This is a genomic window from Atribacter laminatus (assembly GCF_015775515.1).
Lineage (GTDB): Bacteria > Atribacterota > Atribacteria > Atribacterales > Atribacteraceae > Atribacter > Atribacter laminatus.
The window spans coordinates 2,703,115-2,726,506 of record NZ_CP065383.1; the positions used below are offsets into that span (position 1 = coordinate 2,703,115).

General features: G+C 40.5%; 22 protein-coding genes. 21 read left to right on the plus strand and 1 reads right to left on the minus strand.

The annotated features are described in order from the left end of the window. Positions 1-6: 6 nt before the first annotated feature. The 5 genes from RT761_RS12105 (at position 7) to RT761_RS12125 (ending at position 7,414) form a co-directional block, all read left to right on the plus strand. A complete protein-coding gene (locus RT761_RS12105; protein ID WP_218111678.1) occupies positions 7-1,893 on the plus strand; it encodes a branched-chain amino acid ABC transporter ATP-binding protein/permease in 1,887 nt (628 codons plus the stop codon). A 10-nt stretch (positions 1,894-1,903) separates the two neighbouring features. After that, positions 1,904-2,650, plus strand: a complete 747-nt coding sequence (locus tag RT761_RS12110) for an ABC transporter ATP-binding protein (RefSeq protein WP_343073788.1) — start codon at positions 1,904-1,906, stop codon at positions 2,648-2,650. A gap of 286 nt (positions 2,651-2,936) precedes the next feature. Beyond that, positions 2,937-3,824, plus strand: coding sequence for a class II fructose-bisphosphate aldolase (locus RT761_RS12115; RefSeq protein ID WP_218111680.1), 888 nt, complete (start codon positions 2,937-2,939; stop codon positions 3,822-3,824). 268 nt (positions 3,825-4,092) lie between these two features. Then, positions 4,093-6,456 (plus strand): DNA internalization-related competence protein ComEC/Rec2, encoded by a 2,364-nt coding sequence (locus RT761_RS12120; RefSeq protein ID WP_218111681.1) that lies wholly within the window; start codon positions 4,093-4,095, stop codon positions 6,454-6,456. After that, positions 6,419-7,414: a DNA polymerase III subunit delta gene (locus RT761_RS12125; RefSeq protein ID WP_218111682.1), complete on the plus strand. Its 996-nt coding sequence runs from the start codon at positions 6,419-6,421 to the stop codon at positions 7,412-7,414. Before RT761_RS12120 ends, RT761_RS12125 begins: the two co-directional genes overlap by 38 nt. Here RT761_RS12125 and rpsT read toward each other — a convergent pair. After that, positions 7,353-7,637, minus strand: a complete 285-nt coding sequence (gene rpsT, locus RT761_RS12130) for a 30S ribosomal protein S20 (protein ID WP_218111683.1) — start codon at positions 7,635-7,637, stop codon at positions 7,353-7,355. The two genes, RT761_RS12125 and rpsT, sit on opposite strands and share 62 nt — an antisense overlap. Before the next feature lie 398 nt (positions 7,638-8,035). Between rpsT and RT761_RS12135 the strand changes: the two genes are divergently transcribed. From RT761_RS12135 to groL, 16 genes are all read left to right on the plus strand, one after another. Then, a complete protein-coding gene (locus RT761_RS12135; RefSeq protein ID WP_218111684.1) occupies positions 8,036-9,187 on the plus strand; it encodes an MFS transporter in 1,152 nt (383 codons plus the stop codon). Between the two features lie 145 nt (positions 9,188-9,332). Continuing rightward, a complete protein-coding gene (gene rplM, locus RT761_RS12140; RefSeq protein ID WP_218111685.1) occupies positions 9,333-9,776 on the plus strand; it encodes a 50S ribosomal protein L13 in 444 nt (147 codons plus the stop codon). Positions 9,777-9,783: 7 nt separating this feature from the next. Then, positions 9,784-10,173 (plus strand): 30S ribosomal protein S9, encoded by a 390-nt coding sequence (rpsI, locus tag RT761_RS12145; protein ID WP_218113422.1) that lies wholly within the window; start codon positions 9,784-9,786, stop codon positions 10,171-10,173. A 50-nt stretch (positions 10,174-10,223) separates the two neighbouring features. Next, positions 10,224-11,357: an alanine racemase gene (locus RT761_RS12150; protein WP_246465365.1), complete on the plus strand. Its 1,134-nt coding sequence runs from the start codon at positions 10,224-10,226 to the stop codon at positions 11,355-11,357. Positions 11,358-11,372: 15 nt separating this feature from the next. Continuing rightward, positions 11,373-12,308 (plus strand): ornithine carbamoyltransferase, encoded by a 936-nt coding sequence (gene argF / locus RT761_RS12155; RefSeq protein WP_218111687.1) that lies wholly within the window; start codon positions 11,373-11,375, stop codon positions 12,306-12,308. A gap of 15 nt (positions 12,309-12,323) precedes the next feature. Continuing rightward, the gene (cdaA, locus tag RT761_RS12160) at positions 12,324-13,085 is read left to right on the plus strand and encodes a diadenylate cyclase CdaA (protein WP_218111688.1); all 762 of its coding nucleotides are present in this window, start codon (positions 12,324-12,326) and stop codon (positions 13,083-13,085) included. Positions 13,086-13,108: 23 nt separating this feature from the next. Then, complete coding sequence (locus tag RT761_RS12165) at positions 13,109-13,384, plus strand: hypothetical protein (protein WP_218111689.1); 276 nt, start codon at positions 13,109-13,111, stop codon at positions 13,382-13,384. 1 nt (position 13,385) lies between these two features. Continuing rightward, positions 13,386-15,473: an elongation factor G gene (gene fusA, locus RT761_RS12170; RefSeq protein WP_218111690.1), complete on the plus strand. Its 2,088-nt coding sequence runs from the start codon at positions 13,386-13,388 to the stop codon at positions 15,471-15,473. Next, positions 15,470-15,868, plus strand: coding sequence for a holo-ACP synthase (acpS, locus tag RT761_RS12175; RefSeq protein WP_218111691.1), 399 nt, complete (start codon positions 15,470-15,472; stop codon positions 15,866-15,868). The genes fusA and acpS overlap by 4 nt, the downstream gene beginning before the upstream one ends. 2 nt (positions 15,869-15,870) lie before the next feature. Next, positions 15,871-17,460, plus strand: coding sequence for an NAD(P)H-hydrate dehydratase (locus RT761_RS12180; protein WP_218111692.1), 1,590 nt, complete (start codon positions 15,871-15,873; stop codon positions 17,458-17,460). Further along, a complete protein-coding gene (gene alr / locus RT761_RS12185) occupies positions 17,426-18,562 on the plus strand; it encodes an alanine racemase (protein ID WP_218111693.1) in 1,137 nt (378 codons plus the stop codon). The genes RT761_RS12180 and alr overlap by 35 nt, the downstream gene beginning before the upstream one ends. Continuing rightward, on the plus strand, positions 18,559-19,005 hold the full coding sequence (tsaE, locus tag RT761_RS12190) for a tRNA (adenosine(37)-N6)-threonylcarbamoyltransferase complex ATPase subunit type 1 TsaE (protein WP_218111694.1): 447 nt from the start codon (positions 18,559-18,561) through the stop codon (positions 19,003-19,005). The genes alr and tsaE overlap by 4 nt, the downstream gene beginning before the upstream one ends. Next, the gene (gene tsaB / locus RT761_RS12195; RefSeq protein WP_218111695.1) at positions 18,995-19,705 is read left to right on the plus strand and encodes a tRNA (adenosine(37)-N6)-threonylcarbamoyltransferase complex dimerization subunit type 1 TsaB; all 711 of its coding nucleotides are present in this window, start codon (positions 18,995-18,997) and stop codon (positions 19,703-19,705) included. The genes tsaE and tsaB overlap by 11 nt, the downstream gene beginning before the upstream one ends. After that, on the plus strand, positions 19,698-20,171 hold the full coding sequence (rimI, locus tag RT761_RS12200) for a ribosomal protein S18-alanine N-acetyltransferase (protein ID WP_246465366.1): 474 nt from the start codon (positions 19,698-19,700) through the stop codon (positions 20,169-20,171). Before tsaB ends, rimI begins: the two co-directional genes overlap by 8 nt. Before the next feature lie 15 nt (positions 20,172-20,186). After that, positions 20,187-21,203: a tRNA (adenosine(37)-N6)-threonylcarbamoyltransferase complex transferase subunit TsaD gene (gene tsaD / locus RT761_RS12205; protein ID WP_218111697.1), complete on the plus strand. Its 1,017-nt coding sequence runs from the start codon at positions 20,187-20,189 to the stop codon at positions 21,201-21,203. Positions 21,204-21,523: 320 nt separating this feature from the next. Further along, on the plus strand, positions 21,524-23,107 hold the full coding sequence (gene groL, locus RT761_RS12210; protein WP_218111698.1) for a chaperonin GroEL: 1,584 nt from the start codon (positions 21,524-21,526) through the stop codon (positions 23,105-23,107). Positions 23,108-23,392 lie beyond the last annotated feature (285 nt).

Sequence of the window (23,392 nt, forward strand, 5' to 3'; positions counted from 1 at the left end):
ATAGAAATGGACCTGACCCATATTTTTCAACAACGCATTCACAACTCCCAAGTTAGTAATGATTCTCATAAACCACAACGTTCTCCAATTATCCAGAAGTGGTTCAGTGGTTTGATCGTTCTTCTCTTTCTGTTGCTGCCATTTTTTCCCTTTATGAACGATTATTGGATTGACGTGGCTTTTTTTGTGGGTATTTACGCTTTACTGGGTTTGAGTCTCAATATCGTTCTGGGTGAAGTAGGACTCTTCGATCTAGGCCATACTGCTTTCTACGCAATCGGTGCTTATACAACAGCCATCTTAAACACTCAATTTAATATTCCCATTTTGCTTTTACTTCCTTTGAGTGCGATTATGGCAGGAGCTTTCGCCTATCTTGTTATGTCACCAGTCATTCATTTGCGTGGAGACTATCTCTGCATTGTCACCATAGGAATCGGAGAGATTGTTCGCATTATTATTGTCAACAATCCCTGGGGCTTAACCAACGGACCCAACGGGATTACTGGAATCGGCGTCCCCCAAATTGGCCCGTTGATGATATTAAGTTCGACTCATTTTTATTATCTCATCTGGGGACTGATTGCCTTAGCCATTATTGCCTTGATTCGATTGCAGCGTTCCCGAATCGGCCGAGCCTGGAACTATATTCGCGAAGACGCAATTGCCGCCGAACTAAATGGAATCGATGTCCGTTCTTATAAGCTTCTGGCTTTTGTTTTAGGCGCAGCTATAGCCGGCATAACCGGGAATGTCTATGCCTCGAAAATGATGATCATTTCACCGGATAGCTTCCTCTTTATGGAATCGGCATTACTATTTTGCATTGTCTTATTAGGTGGATTGGGCTCGGTACCCGGAACTCTTTTTGGTGCTGCTGTTATCGTGGTTTTTCCCGAGATTTTTCGACAATTTGCCAGCTTCCGCCTGCTATTTTTTGGCGCTGCTCTCATGGTCATGATGATTTTCCGTCCCGGAGGGATACTACCCAGAAGAAGAGGACACGTAGGACTGGAAGGCTTAGGAATTCGAAATCTTCCTCAACCGGATGAAATCTTGGTTCAAAACGGCCAGAATCGAGTTCAAAACCTTCGAGCCTCTCTTCCTAAAATCACCAATCCTGATTCCTCCGCGATTCTGGAAACAAAACGAATCACCCTTCATTTTGGCGGTCTTACTGCGGTGAACTTTTTCGATCTCCATGTCAAACCCAAAAAAATAACCAGCTTGATTGGACCAAATGGTGCCGGAAAAACCACCCTTTTTAACATCATCACCGGAATTTACCGACCCAGTCAGGGTCAGGTTTTCTTTCAAAATAAAGAAATCACCGGATTGAAACCCCATCAAATCGTTCAAAAGGGAATAGCCCGTACCTTTCAAAACATTCGCTTATTTCCTAACATGACTTGTCTGGAAAACGTAATGTCCGGACCTCATTGCCATGCCCGGACTAACTATTGGTCAGCAATTTTACGAACTCCTACTCAATACCAAGAAGAAAAAACCATTGTTGAAATTTCCTCTCATCGCCTTCATCAGGTCGGTCTCTGGGAATATCGGAACGAATTGGCAAGAAATCTTCCCTATGGAAAACAACGGTATTTAGAAATTGCCCGAGCTCTGGCTACTTCTCCCCAACTGCTCATTTTGGATGAACCCTCTTCGGGATTGAACGACAAAGAATCGGAAGATTTGATGGAGCTCCTTCAAAGCTTGATATCTGAAGGCTTCACCATTCTCTTGATTGAACATGATATGAATGTCGTGATGGGTGTATCCGACTGGATTGCGGTAATGGACATGGGATCAAAAATAGCCGAGGGTGTTCCAGCAGATATTTATAATCATCCAGTAGTTATTGAAGCCTACCTGGGGAAGGAGGAAGAGTAGGGTGGATCTACTGCTTGCTATCCAGAACTTAAATGTTTCCTATGGGGCAGTTCAAGCACTGAAGGGGATCTCACTTGAACTCAACCGTGGGAACATCGTGGCGGTTTTAGGGTCCAACGGAGCTGGAAAAACCACTTTATTAAAGGCCATCTCAGGCTTAATTCCCATTAGAAGCGGAAATGTCCTTTTAAAAGGGAAAAATCTCGCTACTATCCTTCCTTATCAGAGAATTGTTTATGGTATCTCTCATGTTCCGGAAGGAAGAAGAGTATTTGCAACTCTAACAGTTGATGAAAATCTTAATTTAGGAGGCTATGGAGTTCGAAACCAGCCGATGGGAAAGGAAATGAATAAAATCAAGGAATGGATCTTTGAACTCTTTCCCATTTTAAAAGAGCGAAGAAGACAACTAGCTGGGACACTTTCTGGGGGTGAGCAGCAGATGCTCGCTATCGGCCGAGGACTTATCTGCAAACCGCAAATTCTTCTCATGGATGAGCCTTCATTAGGATTAGCACCGATAATCGTTCAAGAAATATTTCGAGTAATCAGACAAATCCACCAAGAAGAAAAGGTTTCAATTTTATTGGTCGAACAAAATGCCCGAAAAGCTCTAAGCATATCTAATTATGCCTATATATTAGAAACAGGAAAAATCCCCGTTCAAGGCAAACCGGAAGATTTAAAGAATGATGAGAGGATTCGTGCTGCTTACCTTGGAGGGAATAAAATTCCTCGCCCCCTGACCAGGTCCTGAAGGGAAAACAAACCATATCTTTATTGCAGGAGTACAGCTAAGCAATCTCATCCACCCAATCCATCATTCTGAGGAGCGTATTATGCGACGTAAGAATCTCATCCTTTAAAGTATTTATGAAGAAAGAACCTAAAAATGAGATCCTCACGCGGGAAAGTACCGCTCAGGATGACGGAAACACAAAACGTTGTTATATTTTCAGGATAGAAAAGAGGGTTGATCATCCTATCAAATTTTAAAAATTCACAAAAATTACTCTTTCATAAAGAGAAGGGAGACAAGATAAATGGCTTTAGCACCTTTTAAAAATCTTTTGCACTACGCCTTACAAGAACACTATGCAATTGGAGCTTATACCACCTTCAACATGGAATATACCAGAGGGTTGGTTGAAGCTGCCCAGGAAAACCAATCGCCAATAATTATCATGTTCGGTACAGTTGAAACTGATTATGCCGGCATGGAACGATTATGTTCAATTATTTTGCGAGAAATTTATTTGAGCAAGGTTCCGATTGGTCTCCATTTTGATCACGGCAATTCATTTGAAATAGTTATCAAAGCAATTGCTTCTGGTTTCAATTCGGTCATGTTTGATGGCTCCCATTTACCCTATGAAGAAAACGTAGAAATTACTCGAGAAATAGTTCGAGTTGCCCATGCAGTTGATATCGCCGTTGAAGCTGAATTAGGTTTGGTAGGAGGAACCGAGGGGGAAACGGGAACCGAAGAACTGGACACCGAAACCACCGGGCTCACCGATCCCGATCAAGCCTTGGATTTTGTAAATAAAACCGGAGTTGATGCCCTGGCAGTGGCTATCGGCACTGCCCATGGATTATACCGAAAAAAACCAACTATCGACATCGATCGTTTAATTGCTATTCGCAAGAAAGTTGCAGTTCCTCTGGTATTACATGGTGGATCAGACACTCCTGAAGAGAAGCTTCTATCATCGATTGACCATGGAATTGCTAAAATCAATATTAACAGTGATTTGAAAGCAGCCTTTACCCGATCTTTGAGAAGTTCACTATCAAATGCACCCGATGATATCGCTTTTGAAAAACATCTCGCTCAGGCAACTACGGCCATGAAAAAAGCCCTTAAACAAAAAATGGAGCTTTTCCGTAGTTCGGGAAAAGCCTCCGGTTTGGTTTCTCATTCCTTTTAAAGGAAAACCAATTTTATAATTTTTTCCCGATTGGAAAGGCAACGATGAGGGAATTTTGAATTCAAATGGAACTCAACCTCTATGGGCGAGTTCCATTTCTTTTCCCCATACCTCTTTTCATCCTCAATCTCTCAAAAACAAAAATATTTAAAAACCAAAGTCAAGGGTATTCTCAACAATATTAGTAATAGGGTATTATATTATTACGTTATAATAAAAATACATTTTAACAGTGTCATCTTAAATTAAAATACTATAAATATAAGTTATGAATTTAAAATCATACGATAGATCCGATTCTGAATACAATTATTTATTATCCATTACCAATAAAACCATTCCTCCAAATGTTTTTCACAAATTCTTTCGTTATCCGGCTTTCCTTTTTAGTATCTGGATTATCATTGGTTTTTTTCTTCAAGAGTATTTTAATTTATCCCTATTATTGATAATCGTTTTATTTGGTTTGGGCTTTTTTGGACAAATCTTTCTTTATAAATATTCTCTTTGGTTTAGTCTTGCTAATTGCCTCTTTTGGCTGATGTTTGCCGGTTTCATCCATTATTTTACTTACCAGATTCCCATAAATGCTTTTCGCTTGGTCCAAGGCACAAAGGTAACTTATCAGGGGACAATTCAGCGGATCAATGAAAAATACTATTTGAGCAAAATCGAATCATTTTCGGGATATCGGCCGGTTCTCCTACTAAAAAATCCAGAATTAGATCTCGACCAATTTTTATTTCAGAGAGTGGAGGTAACCGGACTTTTTCAGCCTTTTTTAGCTTGCTCCAATCCCGGAAGCATCAATCTTCAAACCTATTGGAGGCGAAAAAGAATTTTTGGCGAAATTCAAGTATATAAATGTTACCCGATCGGCAACAATACTTTTTGGAATAATTTCCTATCGTGCTTTGAACAAAAGAGAAAAGCCTTATCCAATCATTGGAGGATTAAACTGGGCATTGAATATCCCTATTTTGCTGCCATGCTTTGGGGAGAAAAAAATGATCTTTTTCAAGATAATACTGTTCTTTTACAGGAAACTGGCATCTACCATACTTTTTGCATATCTGGTCTCCATCTCACTATCTTAGGAGGTATTCTTTTCTTCGTTTTACAAAAAATCCGTTGCCCAAAGCCTTTAGCCATGGGCACGAGTATTCTTTTCTGCCTCCTTTATCTTTTTTTCTGCAGTATTGCCCCATCTGCCTTTCGAGCTTTTCTTATGTTCGCCCTTTATCTTGTAACCAAGCAAATAGGTCGCAACACCTTCTCAATTCATTTCATTTCTATTGCCTTTCTGGTGATGTTTTTCCTCCAACCGGAAATTATTTTCCAACCTGGATGTCAACTCTCATTTGTATCAACTCTGGCAATTATTCTTATGAGTTCTCTAAACCCAATTTCCACCCAATCTACAAAATTACTTCGATGGATAATCAATGGTACCTTACTCTCAACGGCTGTTTCTCTTTTTACGCTTCCTCTTCTTATTCTTAACCACCTCTCTTTTTCCAGTCTCATTTGGACCAGCAATCTGATTCTAATTCCCATTGCTCAGCTTTCAATTCTCATAAATTTTATTTCCATTTTTGTTTCGTGGGTTCCACCTTTGACCAACGTCTTTTCTCACTTAATTCGCTTTTTAATTCGAATCCTAATAACACTGTCGGAGTGGAGCCAGAATAATATTCCTCATCTCTTTTGGAATTTTGATGTCGAAAAGCAACGAATTTTCGGCTGGGTATTCTGGGTATCTTTATCATTCTTAATTACTTTGTTCATGACGAAAAAAATAAAAATTATCCTTCTGGGAAGTATGATTTTCTTGTCATTAATATTAATCTTATTCGGTTTCTCTGTACAATCTCAGTTCCAGGTATGGGTTTTGGATGTCGGGCAAGGGTTAGCGTTGGTCGGTCTTTTTGATAATCAGGCTATTTGTATTGATACCGGGGGAGTCATCAGAACTTACGGGAATACTGGATACACCATTTTGCTCCCTTTCCTAAAAAATTATGGCATCCATCAACTCCAGTCAGTTTATCTCACTCATTATCATCAGGACCACACGGCAGGAATTCAAAGTTTAACCGAAGTATATGATGTCTCGGGGATCTACGGACGTTTCGAAAACCAGTTGGAAGGAGGTATAATAACAACTCCAATTGACTCTCCCACCATTTCAAAGCATCACCATCCCTATCAAATAGAAATTATTCCGATTTCTGGGTTTAAAGAAAATGACCAAGCATTGGTATATAGACTTTCCATTCAGAATTTTTCTTGCTTAGTTTGTGGTGATATAGAAGAGGAGGGAATTCATCAACTTCTTAAAGCCGGAGAAGACAAAATTCAATCGGAGGTTATAATTATTCCTCACCATGGGTCTTATACAACCGACTTAGCTCAACTTATCCGACAGGTTCGGCCATCTCTTGCTATAATATCTACGGGTGAAAACCGTTATGGCCATCCCGACCAACGTACCTTGAAGCTTTTAAACGATTTAGAAATACCCTACTATCGGACTGATTCTCATGGTGCAGTTGGTTTTCTCATTCAAAGAACAAACTGGAAGGGTATCGTTCATGGAAAAAACGACTTTTCAAAAATGGATCACCAGTAATATTCCCAGCAACCAATATTTTTTTCTCATTTCACTCAATATCAGTCGTCATTTTTGGGAACAGCATTATTTTCCTCAGATAAAAACCAAATTTAAAACCAATATCGTCTATCGGGTAGACAATGAAAAAACCTGGAAGGAAATGGAAGCGGAAAGAATGCTACCTAAATTGTTTCCAGAAAAGGAAATAATTCTTCTTGATGGGATCTCAGAAAAAGTTGCCTTCGAAATGAATCAAAAAATATCTTTCTCCGCCAATTTAATATTTCTTTATTTAACCGAAAGTGAACTAACCAAACCATGGAAGAATGCCACAATAATTCAAGTAGGGTTTGGTGAAAGGGAGTTTACTAAGTGGATTGAAAAAACTGCTGGAAAGAAGCTTTCTAGCCTTCCTGCAGCGGTCATCAAAAGTCTTTATAAATATTGGGTAGAATACAATCTTGGCGAGGAAGACATCATGGGTTTTATTCGTCAAACCGAATTCTTACCGAAGCTAATACCTTTGGATGTAGAGCTCTTTTTCGAAAAAAGCGAAAAGACTCTTTTGTTTCGATTTTTAGATGCTCTTAGCGATCGCAATACTCAACTTGCGACCAAATATTTCTTTTCTCTTCTAAAAATTAATTATCCTTCTCATCTGCTGGTATCAATGATTGCTCGCCGCTTTCGTTTGATGGCACAAGTTCTGATAACTGGAATAGAAAACCAGGATTTATGGAAAAAGAACCGAGTGAGTCCTTTCGAAATTCGAAAAATTAAAACCTACAGTAAAAAATATAGCCCATCCGAAATAACGAACTTATTTGATTCTCTTCGTCAAATGGACAGGCTACTTAAAACCACCAATAGCGATTTTTCAATTCTAATGTTGGATTTTATCGATCTAACTTCGATTAGGACTCCGACACTCCATCCTCAGCCGGAACAAATAACTTCTTCCCCAAACGGGATTTAATTCGGGAGGATTTGTTTTTGTGAAAAACCTTTTTAGTAGCAGCCATGTCCAGTTGCTTTTGAACAACCGGTAAGTAATCTCGGGCTTCCTCAATTTTCCCAGCTTCGATCAGTTGTAAATATTTTTTAATCATGGTTTTGGTTGAGCTTTTCACGCTGAGATTTTGAATTCTTCTTTTTTGACTTTGTCTTAAATTTTTAATTGCTGATTTTACATTTGGCATTTTTTCACCTCATACCCTATACAATTGAATTCCAAATAACGAAGGAAATTCTATCATTAACTGATAAGGATTTCAATCATTCAATTTTTCCCTTGTCAATTTCTTGAAAACTCTTTAAGCTTATATAGTATCTAAAAAAGAACAGACCCTCATGCTGCCTAGCAGCACCAGATGGGATGAAAATCCAAGATTCGGCATGCCATGGCATGTCGCTACTTTAGTTAAAGAATGGACAAAATACATTACATTATGCCCCTACAATTTTATATTCTTTGGTAGGGGTTTGATTTATCATGCCAGTGGGTTTTCAGGATAGACAACCACCATGCAGCCTGAAGGCAATAAACTTTATTATCAATAGCCATGAAAGGGGATGAAATCCAATCAACAGTTTCACCATGCTCAGTCATGCCAGCCATGCGGTAAACGATATTTATTGGTTTGTTATCCCTGCCGTCCTTCCCGTTATTCTTGACGAATTTAAACTTGGTTATGGATGGGCAGGTGGAATACTCACTGCCTTTCTTTTAACCATTGCCGTTTTCTCTCTCATTTTTGGACATTTTTCCGATCGCTTTTCCCGTTGGGCAATTATCAGTTTGGGTTTTATTTTAGCTTCATTAGGTTTCTTTTTATCCGGGTTTAGTCATACTGAAGGCACCTTAATTGCCACTCTATTAATAGCTGCTGTTGGCGTGAGCACTTATCATCCTTCTATGTACGCAGCGGTCGATGAGAACGCTAAGATAAAAAGAGGGAAAATCTATGGATTTTTTGAATTTTGGGGAGTAGTGGGAATTTTAGGGGTATTCTTTCTTTTCGGTTCACTTCTTCAAAGGGTGGATTGGAGAGGAATTTTCTTCCTCACTGCTATTCCTGGAGTTTGGTTGGCTTTTCTCTTCATTCGAAATCCAGTTCCCAAACAGGATAATTCAAAGCTATCTGATACCACCCAAAGCAAAAAAACAGTTCCCGGTTTTTCGCTTAAAATCATCTCACTATTTTTTATCGGTTTGTCGCTTCGGATCCTCAGTATCACCGCTATTGTTAATTTTGCCCCCACCTATTTAGTTCGAGAATTCAATCTTCCTGTTGATATCGCTAATTATGGAACCGGATTGATATTCCTCGGTGGCATGATTTTTGCGCTCACTTTTGGCATTTTATCCGATCGTTACAACCAACTGGCTATATTACTCTTTTTATCGGGAATGATCGCACCGATCATTTTCTTTTTAGGTATCACTCATCAGCTATTCTTGGTCTATATGCTTCTTTTCTTATTAGGGGGCTTTTGGTTGGGTTTTTCACCCGTTCAAAACATTTATGTTTCAACGCTCACCAGCTCCATAGGAAAGGGAATGGGGTTTGGCTTTTTGATGGGATTCATGACCCTGACCAATGCCTTTGGTCCTGGATTATTTGGAGTACTGGCTGATTTTACCAACCTCCGTACCGCAATTCTATGGTACACATTACCAGCTTTATTAGGATGGATTCTTTTACTCATCATGGCACGGTCTATGAAAAAAACTGTTGTTAATTATTGACGAAAAAATTTTTTAATTTTTAAAAAACAAAAGAGAATAGGGTGTATCGATTGATTGACTGTGGTATAATCGATAGGCACTTGACATTTGGCGGAACGTTCATTAAAATTCGTATGTTCTAATATGCGCGGAGGAGAAGGTGTTTATGGTTCCGAAAACATATATTCCATCATTTAAAAATATTCAGCAAAAATGGTATGTCGTTGATGCCCAGGACTTAGTACTGGGGAGAATGGCCTGCCAAATTGCCAAAATTCTATTAGGGAAGAACAAATCGATGTATACGCCCTTCCTTGATACTGGTGATTTTGTTATTGTCGTTAATGCCGACAAAGTCCGGGTTACCGGAAAAAAGCTCTCCAATAAAATATATCGACATCACACCGGTTATCCCTCCGGCTTTCGAGAAGAAACATTGGAGCATTTAATGAAAAGAAAACCCGAGGAAGTGATTCGTAAGGCAGTATGGGGGATGATTCCCCATCATAAGCTGGGAAACCGCATTATCAGCAAGTTAAAAGTTTATACTGGCGATTCCCATCCCCACGCAGCCCAAAACCCGATTCCTCTTGATCTAAGGAGTGAATGACGTGAGTATGGATATGAAATATTACGCAACCGGGAGAAGAAAAACATCGATCGCCAAGGTGTGGTTAACTTTGGGAAGTGGTAAAGTAGTTATAAACGGCAGAGAATTAAAAGATTATTTTCCCCAACCAGTTCTTCAAATATTAGCCATCCGTCCGTTAACCCTGACCGGGAGTGATAGCCGCTTTAATGTCAACGTCATGGTAGAAGGCGGAGGCCTAAGCGGTCAGGCAGGGGCCATGGCTTTGGGAATTTCCAGATCACTAATCAAAATTGATGAAAATCTGAAACCAACTTTAAAAAAAGCTGGACTCTTGACTCGTGATCCTCGGATGAAAGAGCGGAAAAAATACGGACAGCGTTCAGCTCGGGCTCGTTTTCAATTCTCTAAACGGTAAAATTTTTAATTATTGGAGCCCCCGAAGTCCGGGGGCTCTTTTTGTTTCAGGTGAATTTAGGTTTTTCAAGATTGCCGGTCAAAATAGGAAAGGTTTTGGTGGTGATTGGTTTGTATCCGTTTCTTGAAATTAATTTATCTAAGCTGAAACAAAATATCGAAACCCTTCAAAAAAAATGCTCCCAGTGGATGCTGAAACCGGTCGCTGTCACCAAAGGCTTTTGTGCCGATTCCAAAATAACCGACCTGCTTTATGATTCTGGAATTCAAACTTTCGCTGATTCCAATATATCCAATCTGATAAAATTGATCGATCGGTATGGCCATAAAGCTCAATATCAATTAATCCGTCTTCCCATGAAAGAAGAAATCGATGTAATCCTTGAAAACCAAATAATTCCTATGGTTTCCCAAATAGAAATTCTCAACCTCTTTAATCAGAAAGCCAAGCAATTGCATGCCCGATCGTCGGTTATCCTTGCTATCGAAACTGGTGATGGAAGAGAGGGATTTCTTCCGGAGGAACTACTCAATAATATTGACCAGGTTGTCTCTTTCAATGATCTTACTATAGTTGGTATTGGAACCTCCTTAGCATGTTTGAGTGGAGTCCTTCCTCAAATAACAACACTCGAAAAATTAAACTCTTTGAGAAATCAACTCCGAATATTCCTACATAATCCTCATCTTTTTATATCAGTTGGCGGAACGACTTTCTTTTCCCTTTGGGAGGAATACTCCCAACCACCTCCGGTAGGTCAGATTCGTTGCGGAGAAGCTTTTCTCTTCGGTAGTGATATCAGCAGAAAAAGAAATCTTAATTGGCTGCAACAGGGAGCTTTCCACATCGAAGCTGAAATTGTGGAAATAAAAAGCAAGCTTCCTGACTCCACAGATCGAGGATTTGATGCCTTTGGTCGGGCTTGCAAGATTTCCAGTGAAAATAACTATCCTCGGAAACGAGCGTTAGTTGCGGTCGGACTGCAAGACATTGATGATACGCAGTTATTTTTCGAAGACAGAAATGTTACAATAATTGGAGCAACCAGCAATTATTTAGTTTTAGATTGTGAAGAAAGTCAGCATGATTATCGGATTGGTGATTTAGTCCGATTTCAAGCTGGGTATGGAACTGTACTGCGGGCATTTTTATCGCCCTATATCCAGAAACGCTACATTGAATGAGAAAGGATGGGTACTATGAGGTGGGTATTTAAAGGAAGAGATTTCTTAAATCTAGCCGATTATTCAGCCGATGAAATTTATTACCTTTTAGAAACGGCAGTTGTTTTAAAGAGACGCTGGATGATAGGAGAGAAGATCGAAATCCTTTCCGGAAAAACCCTGGCCATGCTTTTTGAAAAACCATCTTTACGGACCCGGGTTTCTTTTGAAATGGCAATTCATCAACTGGGTGGAAAAGCAATGTACATTGGACCTCAAGAAGTGGGTTTGGGAAAGAGGGAAGCAATTAAGGATGTAGCTATGGTTCTCGACCGTATGGTTGATGCGATTATGATTCGTACTTTCAGCCATGATAACCTCATCCAAATGGCAAAGTATTCTGTAATTCCGATTATTAATGGACTTTCTGACCTGCATCATCCTTGTCAAATTTTAGGAGATATGTTGACCATTTTAGAAAAAAAAGGAACTCTTAAAGGTCAAAAAATTTCTTATTTTGGTGATGGAAACAATGTCTGCCATTCCTGGCTGGTAGCAGCCGGAGTCCTGGGGCTCAATCTCACCATCTGTTCTCCCAACAACTATCAACCGCAAACCGAAATATGGGATTGGGCTCAAGAAAAGGGAAGTCACTCAGGAGCGACCATAGTTTATGAAGCCGATCCAGATATAGCCGCACAGGATGCCGATGTTATTTATACTGATGTCTGGGCAAGTATGGGAAAAGAAAATGAAATGGAGGAAAGGATTCGTCATTTCCAAAAACTTCAGGTTAACCAAAATACTCTTGATAAAGCTCAACCCGATGCGATCGTACTCCATTGCATGCCAGCTCACCGAAATCTGGAAATTACTGATGAAGTTATGGATGGTTCCCATTCAGTCGTAATTGATGAAGCCGAAAACCGACTTCATGCTCAAAAGGCTTTGCTGGCATTGATTATGAGTTAGCGGAGGAGTTATCTTTTGAATCTTTCTGTGCACTGGCGATGGATAATCGAACTTATTCTCATTTTATACTTATCTTTTCGATTGTTTTCTATCACCAAGGGCACTTCGCTTTATTCGGTTTTAAAATTCCTCATGGTCTTTTTTATCATTGCCGGGTTGGCCAATTTTTCCGGGTTAAAAGAACTCAATTTTATATGGAAGGTTATTCTTGTTGCCTATATTGGCGGGGCTTTTATTGTTTTTCAACCTGAGCTTCGCCGTCTCTATGTTAATCGGGCTTACCACCGACCGGATAGCACGTCCCGTTTCTTTTTTCACAGCGAGGAAGATCGAACCAAGTTTATCGACGAAATTACCATTGCCTGTCAAACGCTCTCTCGTAAGAAAGTTGGAGCTTTGGTCGTATTAGAGAGGAACAACGATTTACGCGATTTTCTTCAAACTGGCATTGCCATTGACGCCGTATTTTCATCCGAATTAGTTTATTCAATTTTTTTAACCGAATCACCGCTGCACGATGGAGCAGTGATTGTCAAAGAAAACCGGATTATTGCTGCCGGTTGCATTCTCCCCTTAGCAGAAAAAACCGAGGTTAAAAAATTAGTTGGAACCCGGCACCGAGCTGGAATCGGTATCACCGAACAAACTGATGCTCTATCTTTGGTGGTTTCAGAAACAACTGGGAAAGTATCGATCGCAGTTCAGGGTAAAATGGCCTGGGATGTTGAGACGAGTACTTTGAAAAAAATGCTAAGAATTCTCTATCGAAAACTATGATTAAAATCTCTGATATTATTAAATTGATAAAAAATAGCTGGAAAAAAATTAAAACCTGGTATCATCATGACCGGGAAACCAAATGGTATGCTATTGGTTTTGCTGTTGCTTTATGGTTTTATTTATTAAGTGAAAATTATGCCCAAGTAGGATATAGCTGGCATAAGGTGTGGGATCACTCAACACCTATTCCTATTATCACCACCCAGCAAAACCTATCAGGAGATGCCATACCCGGTGCTATCCTTGAAGAAATAAAACCAATTGATAATGTTAAGACGGTGAAGGGAGGAAATTAATTTGAAAAAGTATGACAGTAAAGACATTCGAAACGTGGGATTATTTTCACATGCCGGTGCAGGAAAAACCACTCTTGCCGAAGCGTTACTTTTTCATTCAGGTCTCATCTCCCGAAAGGGAAAAGTTGAAGAAGGAAACACCGTATCCGATTGGGAGCCAGAAGAAATAAAAAGAGGAATATCAATCGATCTATCAGTGCTCCCCTTTGAATGGCTGGGAAAGAAAATTAATTTGATTGATACTCCCGGATACGCAGATTTTGTCGGAAATGTTTTAGGTGCACTTCGTGCGGTCGATTGTGGATTAATCCCGGTTTGCGGAGTTTCTGGAGTTGAAGTTGGAGTAGAGCGGAGCTGGGCGTATTTGGAGCAAAATCAGCTCCCAGTTTTCCTTTTTATCAACAAAATGGATCGAGAGGGTGCCAATTTTGATAAAGTCTTAGGTGAAATACAAAATGAACTCTCGGCTAAAGCAACTCCATTATACATCCCAATTGGTAAAGAAAGCAATTTTCAGGGTGTCGTCGATGTTTTAGCAATGAAAGCCTTGTATTTCCAAGCCGATGGAAAATCATTTAAGGAAGATGCCATACCGGCAGACCTTCAAAATCAGGCTCAGGAAATTCATGACTTCTTAGTCGAAAATATTGCCGAAACCAACGATGAATTATTAAACATGTATTTGGAAGGACAAACCATCGAACCCGAACTCCTTAAAGAAACTCTTCGCCAAGCAATCTTACAGCGAAAGCTCTTTCCAGTGTTATGTGGGTCTGGTTTAACCGATCGAGGAGTTACTCTTCTTGGAGATGCTTTGTCTCATTACGCCCCATCTCCGCTTGACCGTCCTCCCGTTCGAGGAATTAATCCGAAAACCAAAGAAGAAATAGATAGAAAAAACAATGAAGCCGAGCCTTTTTCGGCTTACGTCTATAAAATTATCAGTGATCCCTATGTAGGAAAGTTGGCTTTAGTGAGAGTTTTTTCTGGAAAATTAACTTCTGACTCCCGTTTGTTCAATGCTTCCCGTGAAACTGAAGAGAAAGTGGGACAGATACTGACCTTACGAGGCAAAAACCAGGAATCGGTGACCGAAATCGGACCGGGAGATATAGGTGCCATCGCCAAAATCAACGAAATCTATCTCGGAGATACCCTTTCAGAAAAGGAAAATCCAATTGTTTTTGCTAATCTGGAATATCCAGAGGCAAATTACTTATCAAGCATTAAACCTCTTGGACGGGGTGATGAAGATAAAATCAGCTTAGGAATCAGCCGAATATTGGAAGAAGATCCTACCATCAAAGAGGTTCGTGACCCCGATACCAAAGAAGATGTTCTTTATGGTTATGGGGATATTCATCTCGACGTATTAATCGAGAAAATGAAACGTAAATTTGGTGTGGAAGTCGGTTTGGCTATTCCAAAAGTTCCTTATAAGGAAACTATCAAGGGAACCACCAAGGTGGAAGGGAAATATAAAAGACAATCAGGCGGGAGAGGGCAGTATGGTCATTGTTGGCTGGAACTCGAACCGCTTCCTCGCGGCAAGGGTTTCGAATTCGTTGATAAAATTGTGGGTGGAGCTATCCCCCGTAATTATATTCCTTCGGTGGAAAAGGGTGTTCAGGAAGCAATGTTGGAAGGAGTTTTAGCCAGTTATCCAGTCATCGATATCCGGGTCACCGTTTACGACGGATCTTTCCACCCAGTCGATTCATCGGATATGGCCTTTAAAATTGCTGGCTCGATGGCTTTAAAAAAGGGATGTCTGGAATGCAATCCAGTTCTGCTGGAGCCAATTATGAACCTTGAAATCACCGTTCCCGAAGAGTTCATGGGAGATGTTATCGGCGATATTAACAGCCGAAGAGGCAGAATCTTGGGGATGGATCCAAAGGATGGTTATCAGCTCATCCGAGCCAATGTCCCGTTGGCTGAAATTTTTCGCTATTCTGTGGACCTTCGTTCTATTACTCAAGGCCGAGGGTTCTATAAAATGACCTTCTCCAACTACGAGGAAGTTCCAGGCCAGATTGCCGAGGGTATTATTCAAAAAGCCAAGAAAGAAAAAGAAGAGGCAGGATGAATCCAAAGGTATATGTTGGAATTGATCTTATCAATCTCTCGAGAGTGAAAAAAACTCTTAGCCGATGTGAAAAAAGGTTTGTAAACCGAATTGCCACCTCAGCTGAGCTTGAATATTACCGTGGCGGGAGCGAGCGGCGTTTTATAGAAGGTGTCGCTTCGCTCTTCGCCGTGAAGGAAGCCGTTAAAAAAATCTTTCTTCAAAAGAATCTGAATCCCAGTTGGAAACATATCCAGGTTTTTCATCACCCTTCAGGAAAGCCTTGGATTTCTTTAACCGAGGAACCATTAAAGCAAAAATTTGAAAGCATATCTCTATCCCTTTCCCATACTGCCGAGATGGTGGTCGCTGTGGCGGTGGGAGTGGAAAGGCTCATAGATAATACCGAGGCTTAACAGTGAAACTTATTACTTCCGAATCCATGCAAAAACTGGAAAAAAGGTTAGTCGAATCCTACCGGATTCCGACTCAGCTCCTCATGGAGAATGCCGGAAGAAATATTGTCGAAAAAATCGAAGGCATTGGAATGGAGAAATCATGGAAACAAGTGGCGGTGATCTGTGGCCCGGGAAACAATGGAGGTGACGGATTGGTCATTGCCCGTCATCTCAATCTTCGTTATCCGTCATTGCCTATTACCATTTTTTTAGCAGGAAATCCCGAGCGCTTAAAAAACGATTCTGCTCTTAATTATGAAATCTGTCAGCGAATCGGTATACCGATACAGCGAGTCTTCCCAGAAAATCCACTCGGTTTCGAGCCAGGAACTCTGATAATTGATTCTCTTTTTGGTACAGGACTATCAAAAAATGTTGAAGGCATTTTTCAAGTAGTAATCGATGCTATCAATGAAGCCAAGCAATCAATGATTATTGCCGTTGATGTCCCTTCGGGTATCGATGCGACCTGGGGGAAAATCATGGGAAGGGCAGTGAAAGCCCACCATACCATTACTTTAGGAATGATCAAGAGGGGATTGGTAGTCGCTCCTGCTCGTGAATACTGTGGAACTATTCATCTTGCTGATATCGGAATCCCTTTTGATCGAGAACCGGGAATTGTTCCCCAAGAAGGCTTTCTAATCACGCCTGATTTCATACGTCCCTTTTTGCCAGAGAAAGCTTTTCTCAGCAATAAAATAAGTACCGGGGTTGTTATGATAGTTGCAGGAAGCCCAGCTATGACTGGAGCTGGTCTTTTAACCTGTCAAGCCGCTTATCGAAGCGGAGCAGGGATGGTTATTTGGGCTACCAACCCTCAACTTGCGCCTTTAGTAAAAACTTCAATTCCTGAAGTGGTGAGCACCATTCTTTCCGACAATAAAAATAGTTTTCAGTGGGAATATTTGCCTCATCATGCCGATGAAATATGTAAAGCCATCTTACAACGAAAATGCCGTTCAATTGCCATTGGTCCTGGTTTAGGTTCGTCTTGGTCATCCAAATACTTTATTGAAAAAGTCATTGAAAAATCACCAGTCAAGGGTGTGATCGATGCTGATGCCTTAAATGCCATCGCTGTAAACCGGGAGTTTTGGAAAAATCGTTTACAAGGTTGGATTCTCACTCCTCACGAAGGTGAAATGGGTCGACTCCTTAACCGCTCGGCTTCTTCAATTGCTGAAAATCGAATCGCCGCGAGTTGTGCTTTGTCTCAATACTTTAACTGTATTACCGTTTTAAAGGGACCGGGAACCATTGTTGTATCTCCCCAGGGAGAAATTGCTATCAACCCGACGGGGAATCCCAATCTCGCTACTGCTGGGAGTGGAGACGTTTTAACTGGAATTATTGCTTCTTTATTAGCTCAAGGGAGGTCTCCGTTTATCAGTGCCGTGACCGGAGTATTTCTCCATGGATTAACAGCTGATTTATATCAAAAACAGTCTCCTCAACTTCTTGCCAGTGATCTAGCATCTTATCTCCCATACGCTATAAAGGTGGTTAAAAATTGTGAATACCGATTACCCATTGTGGATAGAGATTGACTCACGATCGCTCCATAATAATTTTAATCGAATACTACAGCATCTAAGCATCCCCAATGCTTCCCGAATAATCGGAGTAGTCAAGGCAGATGCTTACGGGCATGGCATAGAAAGCGTTTTGCTCCTTCAGAAGTGGGGCATGAATCGCTTTGGAGTTGCTACCGTTCAAGAGGGTGAAGCTCTCCGGCAATTAGGAATCAAAGGGACCATCTATTTATTAGGAGGATTCATAAACCAGGAAATTCCTGGAATTTTTAAAAATCACTTAACACCCGCCCTTTCCTCTCGAGATGAATGGAATCAGCTGAAATCTGCTGTTCAATTGAATCAACAAGAGCTGGAATTTCATTTAAAAATTGATTCGGGGATGTATCGAATGGGCTTTCTTCCGGGGGAGCTGGATGAATCATTCATCAAGCAAATAAGTCATCACCCCTATTTGCGTCTAAAAGGTGTAATGACCCACTTTGCCAGTTCAGAAAATGATCCTGCTTATACCCACCAGCAGTTTGAGATTTTTCAGAAATTTTTACAGAATAAATCCCTATCGGAACAGATCCCAATTCAAAATTTAGAAAAGCATTGCTGTAACAGCGCAGGATTCCTTTTTTTCCCCCATTATCACCTCGATATGGTGAGAGTAGGAATTGCGTTATTTGGTGTTTCGCCCATCCAGGACCCTTCTCCAGTCCGATCACTTGGGTTATCACCAGTGATGAGGGTAAAAAGCCGGGTTAAACTTTTAAAAAACCTTCCATCGGGATGTTGTATTGGATATGGTGGAACCTGCATTACCCAACGTCCGACCCGATTGGCAGTTATTCCTATCGGTTATGCTCAAGGGCTTTTGCGCCGTCTTTCAAACCGAATGGAGGTTTTAATCAAAGGACGACGAGCCAAATGCTTAGGAGTTATTTCCATGGATCAAATGATGGTAGATGTAACCTCTCTCCCTGATGTGAAAAGGGGAGATCTGGTTACAATTCTTGGATCAGATGGACCTGATGAAATTCGAGCGGAAGAGATGGCTGCCTGGGCAGAAACCATTCCTCACGAAATTTTATGTAGTTTTATTCGGATTAAAAATCGGATTGTGGTATGACTCACCTTGATGCTCAATCATCATCCAATGAAGCCCAAACCATGAAAATTGCCGGTTATTTTACTCAGACCTATTTTCAACCGGGAATTCCCATTCTTTTATCCGGTCAGTTAGGTGCTGGAAAAACCTATTTTACCAAAGGGATCGCTCAAGCACTGGGTATTTCCAGCCATGAGGTGATTAGTCCAAGCTTTGCTTTAATCAATGAATATCATGGCCCGGTTTATATTCTCAACCATATGGATTTTTATCGTCTCGAAAACTGGCAGGAGGTTGAACAGCTGGGGATCGAGGAATATTTAACCTCGCATTCTTTTACTGTTATTGAATGGGGTGAACGTTTTTTAGCTCATTTTCCTCCTCCTTATTTTGTGGTTAAATTAACCGAAACTAATGAAAAAAATCGACTCATCGAAATCTTTTATCAAGATTATGAAAAATAATCCATTACCGAATACTCTCGCCTTGGATACCAGTACTCCCTGGCTGACTTTATCTTTAGGAAACAGTTCCGAGATTATCTATCAGCATCGATCCCAGGTCATTGCCGACCATTCCCGGATTCTGATTCAATCTTTAGAGAAAATGCAAAAAAGGGGGCTCTTTTCAAACTTTCCACCAGAACGGATCGTTATCGGTCGCGGCCCTGGTTCTTTTACCGGAATAAAAATAACCAATATTACTGGCCGTTCTTTGGCTTACAGCTTGAATTGTCCTTTATATGGTTTTTCCACTTTGGAGATGTTAGCTTACCAGGGAAGTAGGCTCGTCTCACCCCATGAAGATTTGATTATTCTTCCGGTAATTTTTCATAAAAAGAATGAAGTCTTCTGGTCCGAATTTAAGTCAAACTTTCATAAACAATCGGATCGCCAAGTTAAAATACAAATTGGACCCTGTTCAAATATTATGAAGCTTTATTCTCCTAAAGATGTTTTGATTATTACTCCTTGGCAAGAACTCTATAGCCTTTTTCAAACCAGCCAATTTCAATGCCTTCACCCGGATAAATCGCAACCTGATTCCATTAACCTTATTGAATTAATGGAAAGTCGAGATATTTCTGTTCAAAAGAATGATTCTGAATTCTTCGAAGAAAGCGCTGAACCTTTATACGGATCGCGAGTCTTTGAGCATGAATAACTCTCCTTTCCCAACCGAACCCTATGCCATTGAAAAGATGAAACCAATCCATTTATCAGCGGTTTTAGCTATAGAAAAGAAATCTTTCCCCCAGCCCTGGAGTTTATCTCTTTTTATGAGCGAATTTACCAACCGTCTGGCAACTTACCTAGTTCTTCGCCTGAAAAGAAAGGTGATTGGTTACATAGGTTATTGGTATCTTTTCGAAGAAGCTCACATAACCACTTTTGCCATACATCCCGATTATCGCCGTCAGGGATTGGGGAAGCAACTCCTCAAACACGCTCTGAACCTAATTTTGAATCAGGGTTGTCATGAAGTTTTTCTTGAAGTAAGAATTTCCAATTTCCCTGCCCAAAATCTTTATCATTCTCTGGGTTTTACTGCCGTTGGAATTCGAAAAAAATACTACATTGATGGTGAAGATGCCATCATTATGAAAAAAATCATGAGTCAAGAAAGTTAAAAAGAAAGGATTATCATGTACTGTTTGGCAATTGAAACTAGTTGCGATGATACCTGTGTCGCTATTATAAAAAATGGGAATACTATTCTCTCCAATGTAATATCCAGTCAAATCGATATTCATCGTCGTTTTGGTGGAGTTGTTCCAGAAGTCGCATCCCGACGCCATTTGGAATATTTGATTCCGGCTTTAGAACAGGCTTTTCAACAGGCCAATCTCACTCTAAAAAATATCGATTTAATTGCAGTAACCCGTGGCCCAGGGTTAACTGGATCACTGCTAATGGGACTTTGTATGGGGAAAACTTTCTCTATCCTCCATCAAAAACCCTTCATCGCCGTCAATCATTTGGAAGGACATCTTTTTGCTTCTCGATTGGACCACCCAGACATTACCCCACCTTTCATTTCACTCATCGTTTCAGGAGGGCATACCGAGTTAACCGTGGTTCAAGACTGGGGCAAATATGTTCATTTAGGACGAACTCGTGACGATGCTGCCGGAGAAGTTTTTGATAAGGTAGCTAAATATCTGAAAATCGGCTATCCAGGCGGCCCTTTAATTGACAATCGAGCAAGCAACGCCAATCCAACTCGCTTCCATTTTCGGGGAGGGTTAGAAGATCAAGAAAATTATGATTTCAGCTTCAGCGGTCTCAAAACTGCGGTTATTCGAGCTTATGACCAGCTTTCTGATTCTTCCAAAAAAGATGAAAAGGGAATCAACGATCTTTTGGCATCCTTTCAGCAAAGTGTGGTTCGTACTCTCTGGAAAAAAACCATCCGAGCTGTTAAAAAAACCGGTATTCGAAGTGTATCGCTGGGAGGTGGAGTAGCAGCGAACAGCTCCCTCCGTTCGCTTTTTTCACAAAAAGGATTTCAAAACAACATAAAAGTTTATCTCCCATCACCAGCCTTATGTACTGATAACGCTGCTATGATAGGAAGTTGTGGCTCTTTTCATTTTTCCTTCGGAAGGATTAGCCCTCTCGACTTGGAACCTGATCCCCAGCTTCGCTTGGGTGACGTATGAAGCTCAATTGTGAAATTTCTCAATTGATAGGTAATTTTTATGTATTGACCTTGCTTTATTCTATAGCCAATGTGAGCTGGTTGAATTTTCACCTTTGTTTGATTAATATATTATGATATATTTTCAATGAACCTATAGGTTTTTTTCTTCATTAACGTTATAATATATTTTTGTCGCTGATTTCTAAGAAACTAAAGCTATTCTGATTCACTCCGCTTTAGATTTCGATGCTTTGCCAGACTTCTCCCCAGAGAATAGTCTGACCTTTTCCATGAAATGGAAATAATCTATACGATATAATAGAAGGGAAGGTGTTAATTATGCCAAAAAAACTCATTTTCGATGAAGAAGCTCGCCGTGCAATTGAAAAAGGAGCGAATATTATTACCGATTCGGTAAAGCTAACCTTAGGCCCTAAGGGTCGAAATGTCATTTTAGAAAAAAAATTCGGAGGGCCAACCATCACCAATGACGGGGTTACAATTGCCCGAGAAATTGAGGTCAAAGATCCTTTTGAAAATATCGGAGTAACCTTGGTCCGAGAAGTTGCAACCAAAACCAACGATATAGCTGGAGATGGAACCACTACAGCCATGGTCCTTGCCCAAAAAATGATCCGCAATGGATTGAAAAATGTCACCGCCGGTTATAATCCAGTTTTTCTTAAAAATGGTATGGATAAAATTCTCGTCCAAATCGTCGATAAAATTAACCAATACAGTATTCCGGTTGATGATCAAAAATCCATCGCTCAGGTCGCCGCAATCTCCGCAAAAGATCAGTCAATTGGTCAAATCATTGCCGAAGCCATTGAAAAAGTTGGAAGAGATGGTGTCATTACCGTGGAAGAATCCAAATCAACCGAAACCACACTTGAGGTGGTTGAGGGCATGCAATTTGATCGGGGATATCTTTCTCCTTATATGGTAACCGATCAGGAGAGAATGGTTTGTATTCTGGAAAATCCCTATATTTTGATTACTGATTCTAAAATTAGCTCCATTCAAACGCTGCTCCCCATACTCCAGCAGGTCGTCCAAACCGGAAAACCTCTATTGATCATTGCCGAAGATTTAGAAGGTGAAGCCTTAGCGACTTTAGTGGTCAATCGACTTCGTGGTGCACTCAACGTTGCAGCAGTAAAAGCACCGGCTTTTGGAGATCGACGGAAGGAAATCCTTCACGACCTGGCTATTCTTACCGGTGGTCAGGTTATCTCCCAGGAAATGGGGATGAAATTAGAGAAAGTCAGCATAGATCTTTTAGGAAAAGCCGGTTCGGTAAAAATCAATAAAGACAACACCATCATTGTTGATGGCCAGGGAAATCCCGATGAAATAAAAGCTCGAGAAAAGGAAATCCGAGTACAAATTGAAAAGACCGATTCCAGTTATGACCGTGAAAAACTTCAGGAACGATTGGCAAAGTTAATTGGAGGAGTGGCAATCATCAAAGTAGGAGCACTCTCCGAAACCGAGCTCAAAGAAAAGAAACATCGAGTTGAAGATGCTCTCTCAGCAACTCGTTCGGCTATTGAAGAAGGTATCGTTCCCGGAGGAGGATCAATACTTCTGCATATTGGACAGGAAATCTCTATTGATAACCTATCCAATGATGAGCAAATTGGTGCTCAAATCGTTTTAAATGCTTTGGAAGAACCTCTCAAAAGAATCGCTGAAAATTCTGGATACCAAGGGAACATTATCGCTGGAAAGGTTCGAGACCTGGATAAAAAAATGGGTTTTAACGCTATGACCGGTGATTTGGTTGACATGGTCAAATCGGGAATAGTAGATCCTGCCAAGGTTACTCGAGCTGCTCTCCAAAATGCTGTGAGCATTGCATCCTTAGCCTTGACTACCCAAACCATCATAGCTGAGCACAAAGAAGAAGAACCGGAGTAAAGACAATGTACAATCCGAGTTTTCCAACCATCGGATTACAGGAAAACTCGGATTGTTCTTATATAATCAATTCAAGTGTGCTATTTTGATAATAACCAAAGGACACCCCTTCAAGGAGGGGGATTTTTAAATGTTTATTCCTTTATCACACAACTTCAAAACCTTCTTTTGGGTTGGGGTGTCCCCATACGTTTTCCTTTGCTTTCAAACTGGAGTGGAGTCGAATCCTACCTATTTATACCTACTCAGTGTCCGATATTATGTCTCAAAGAGAGAAAAAGAAAA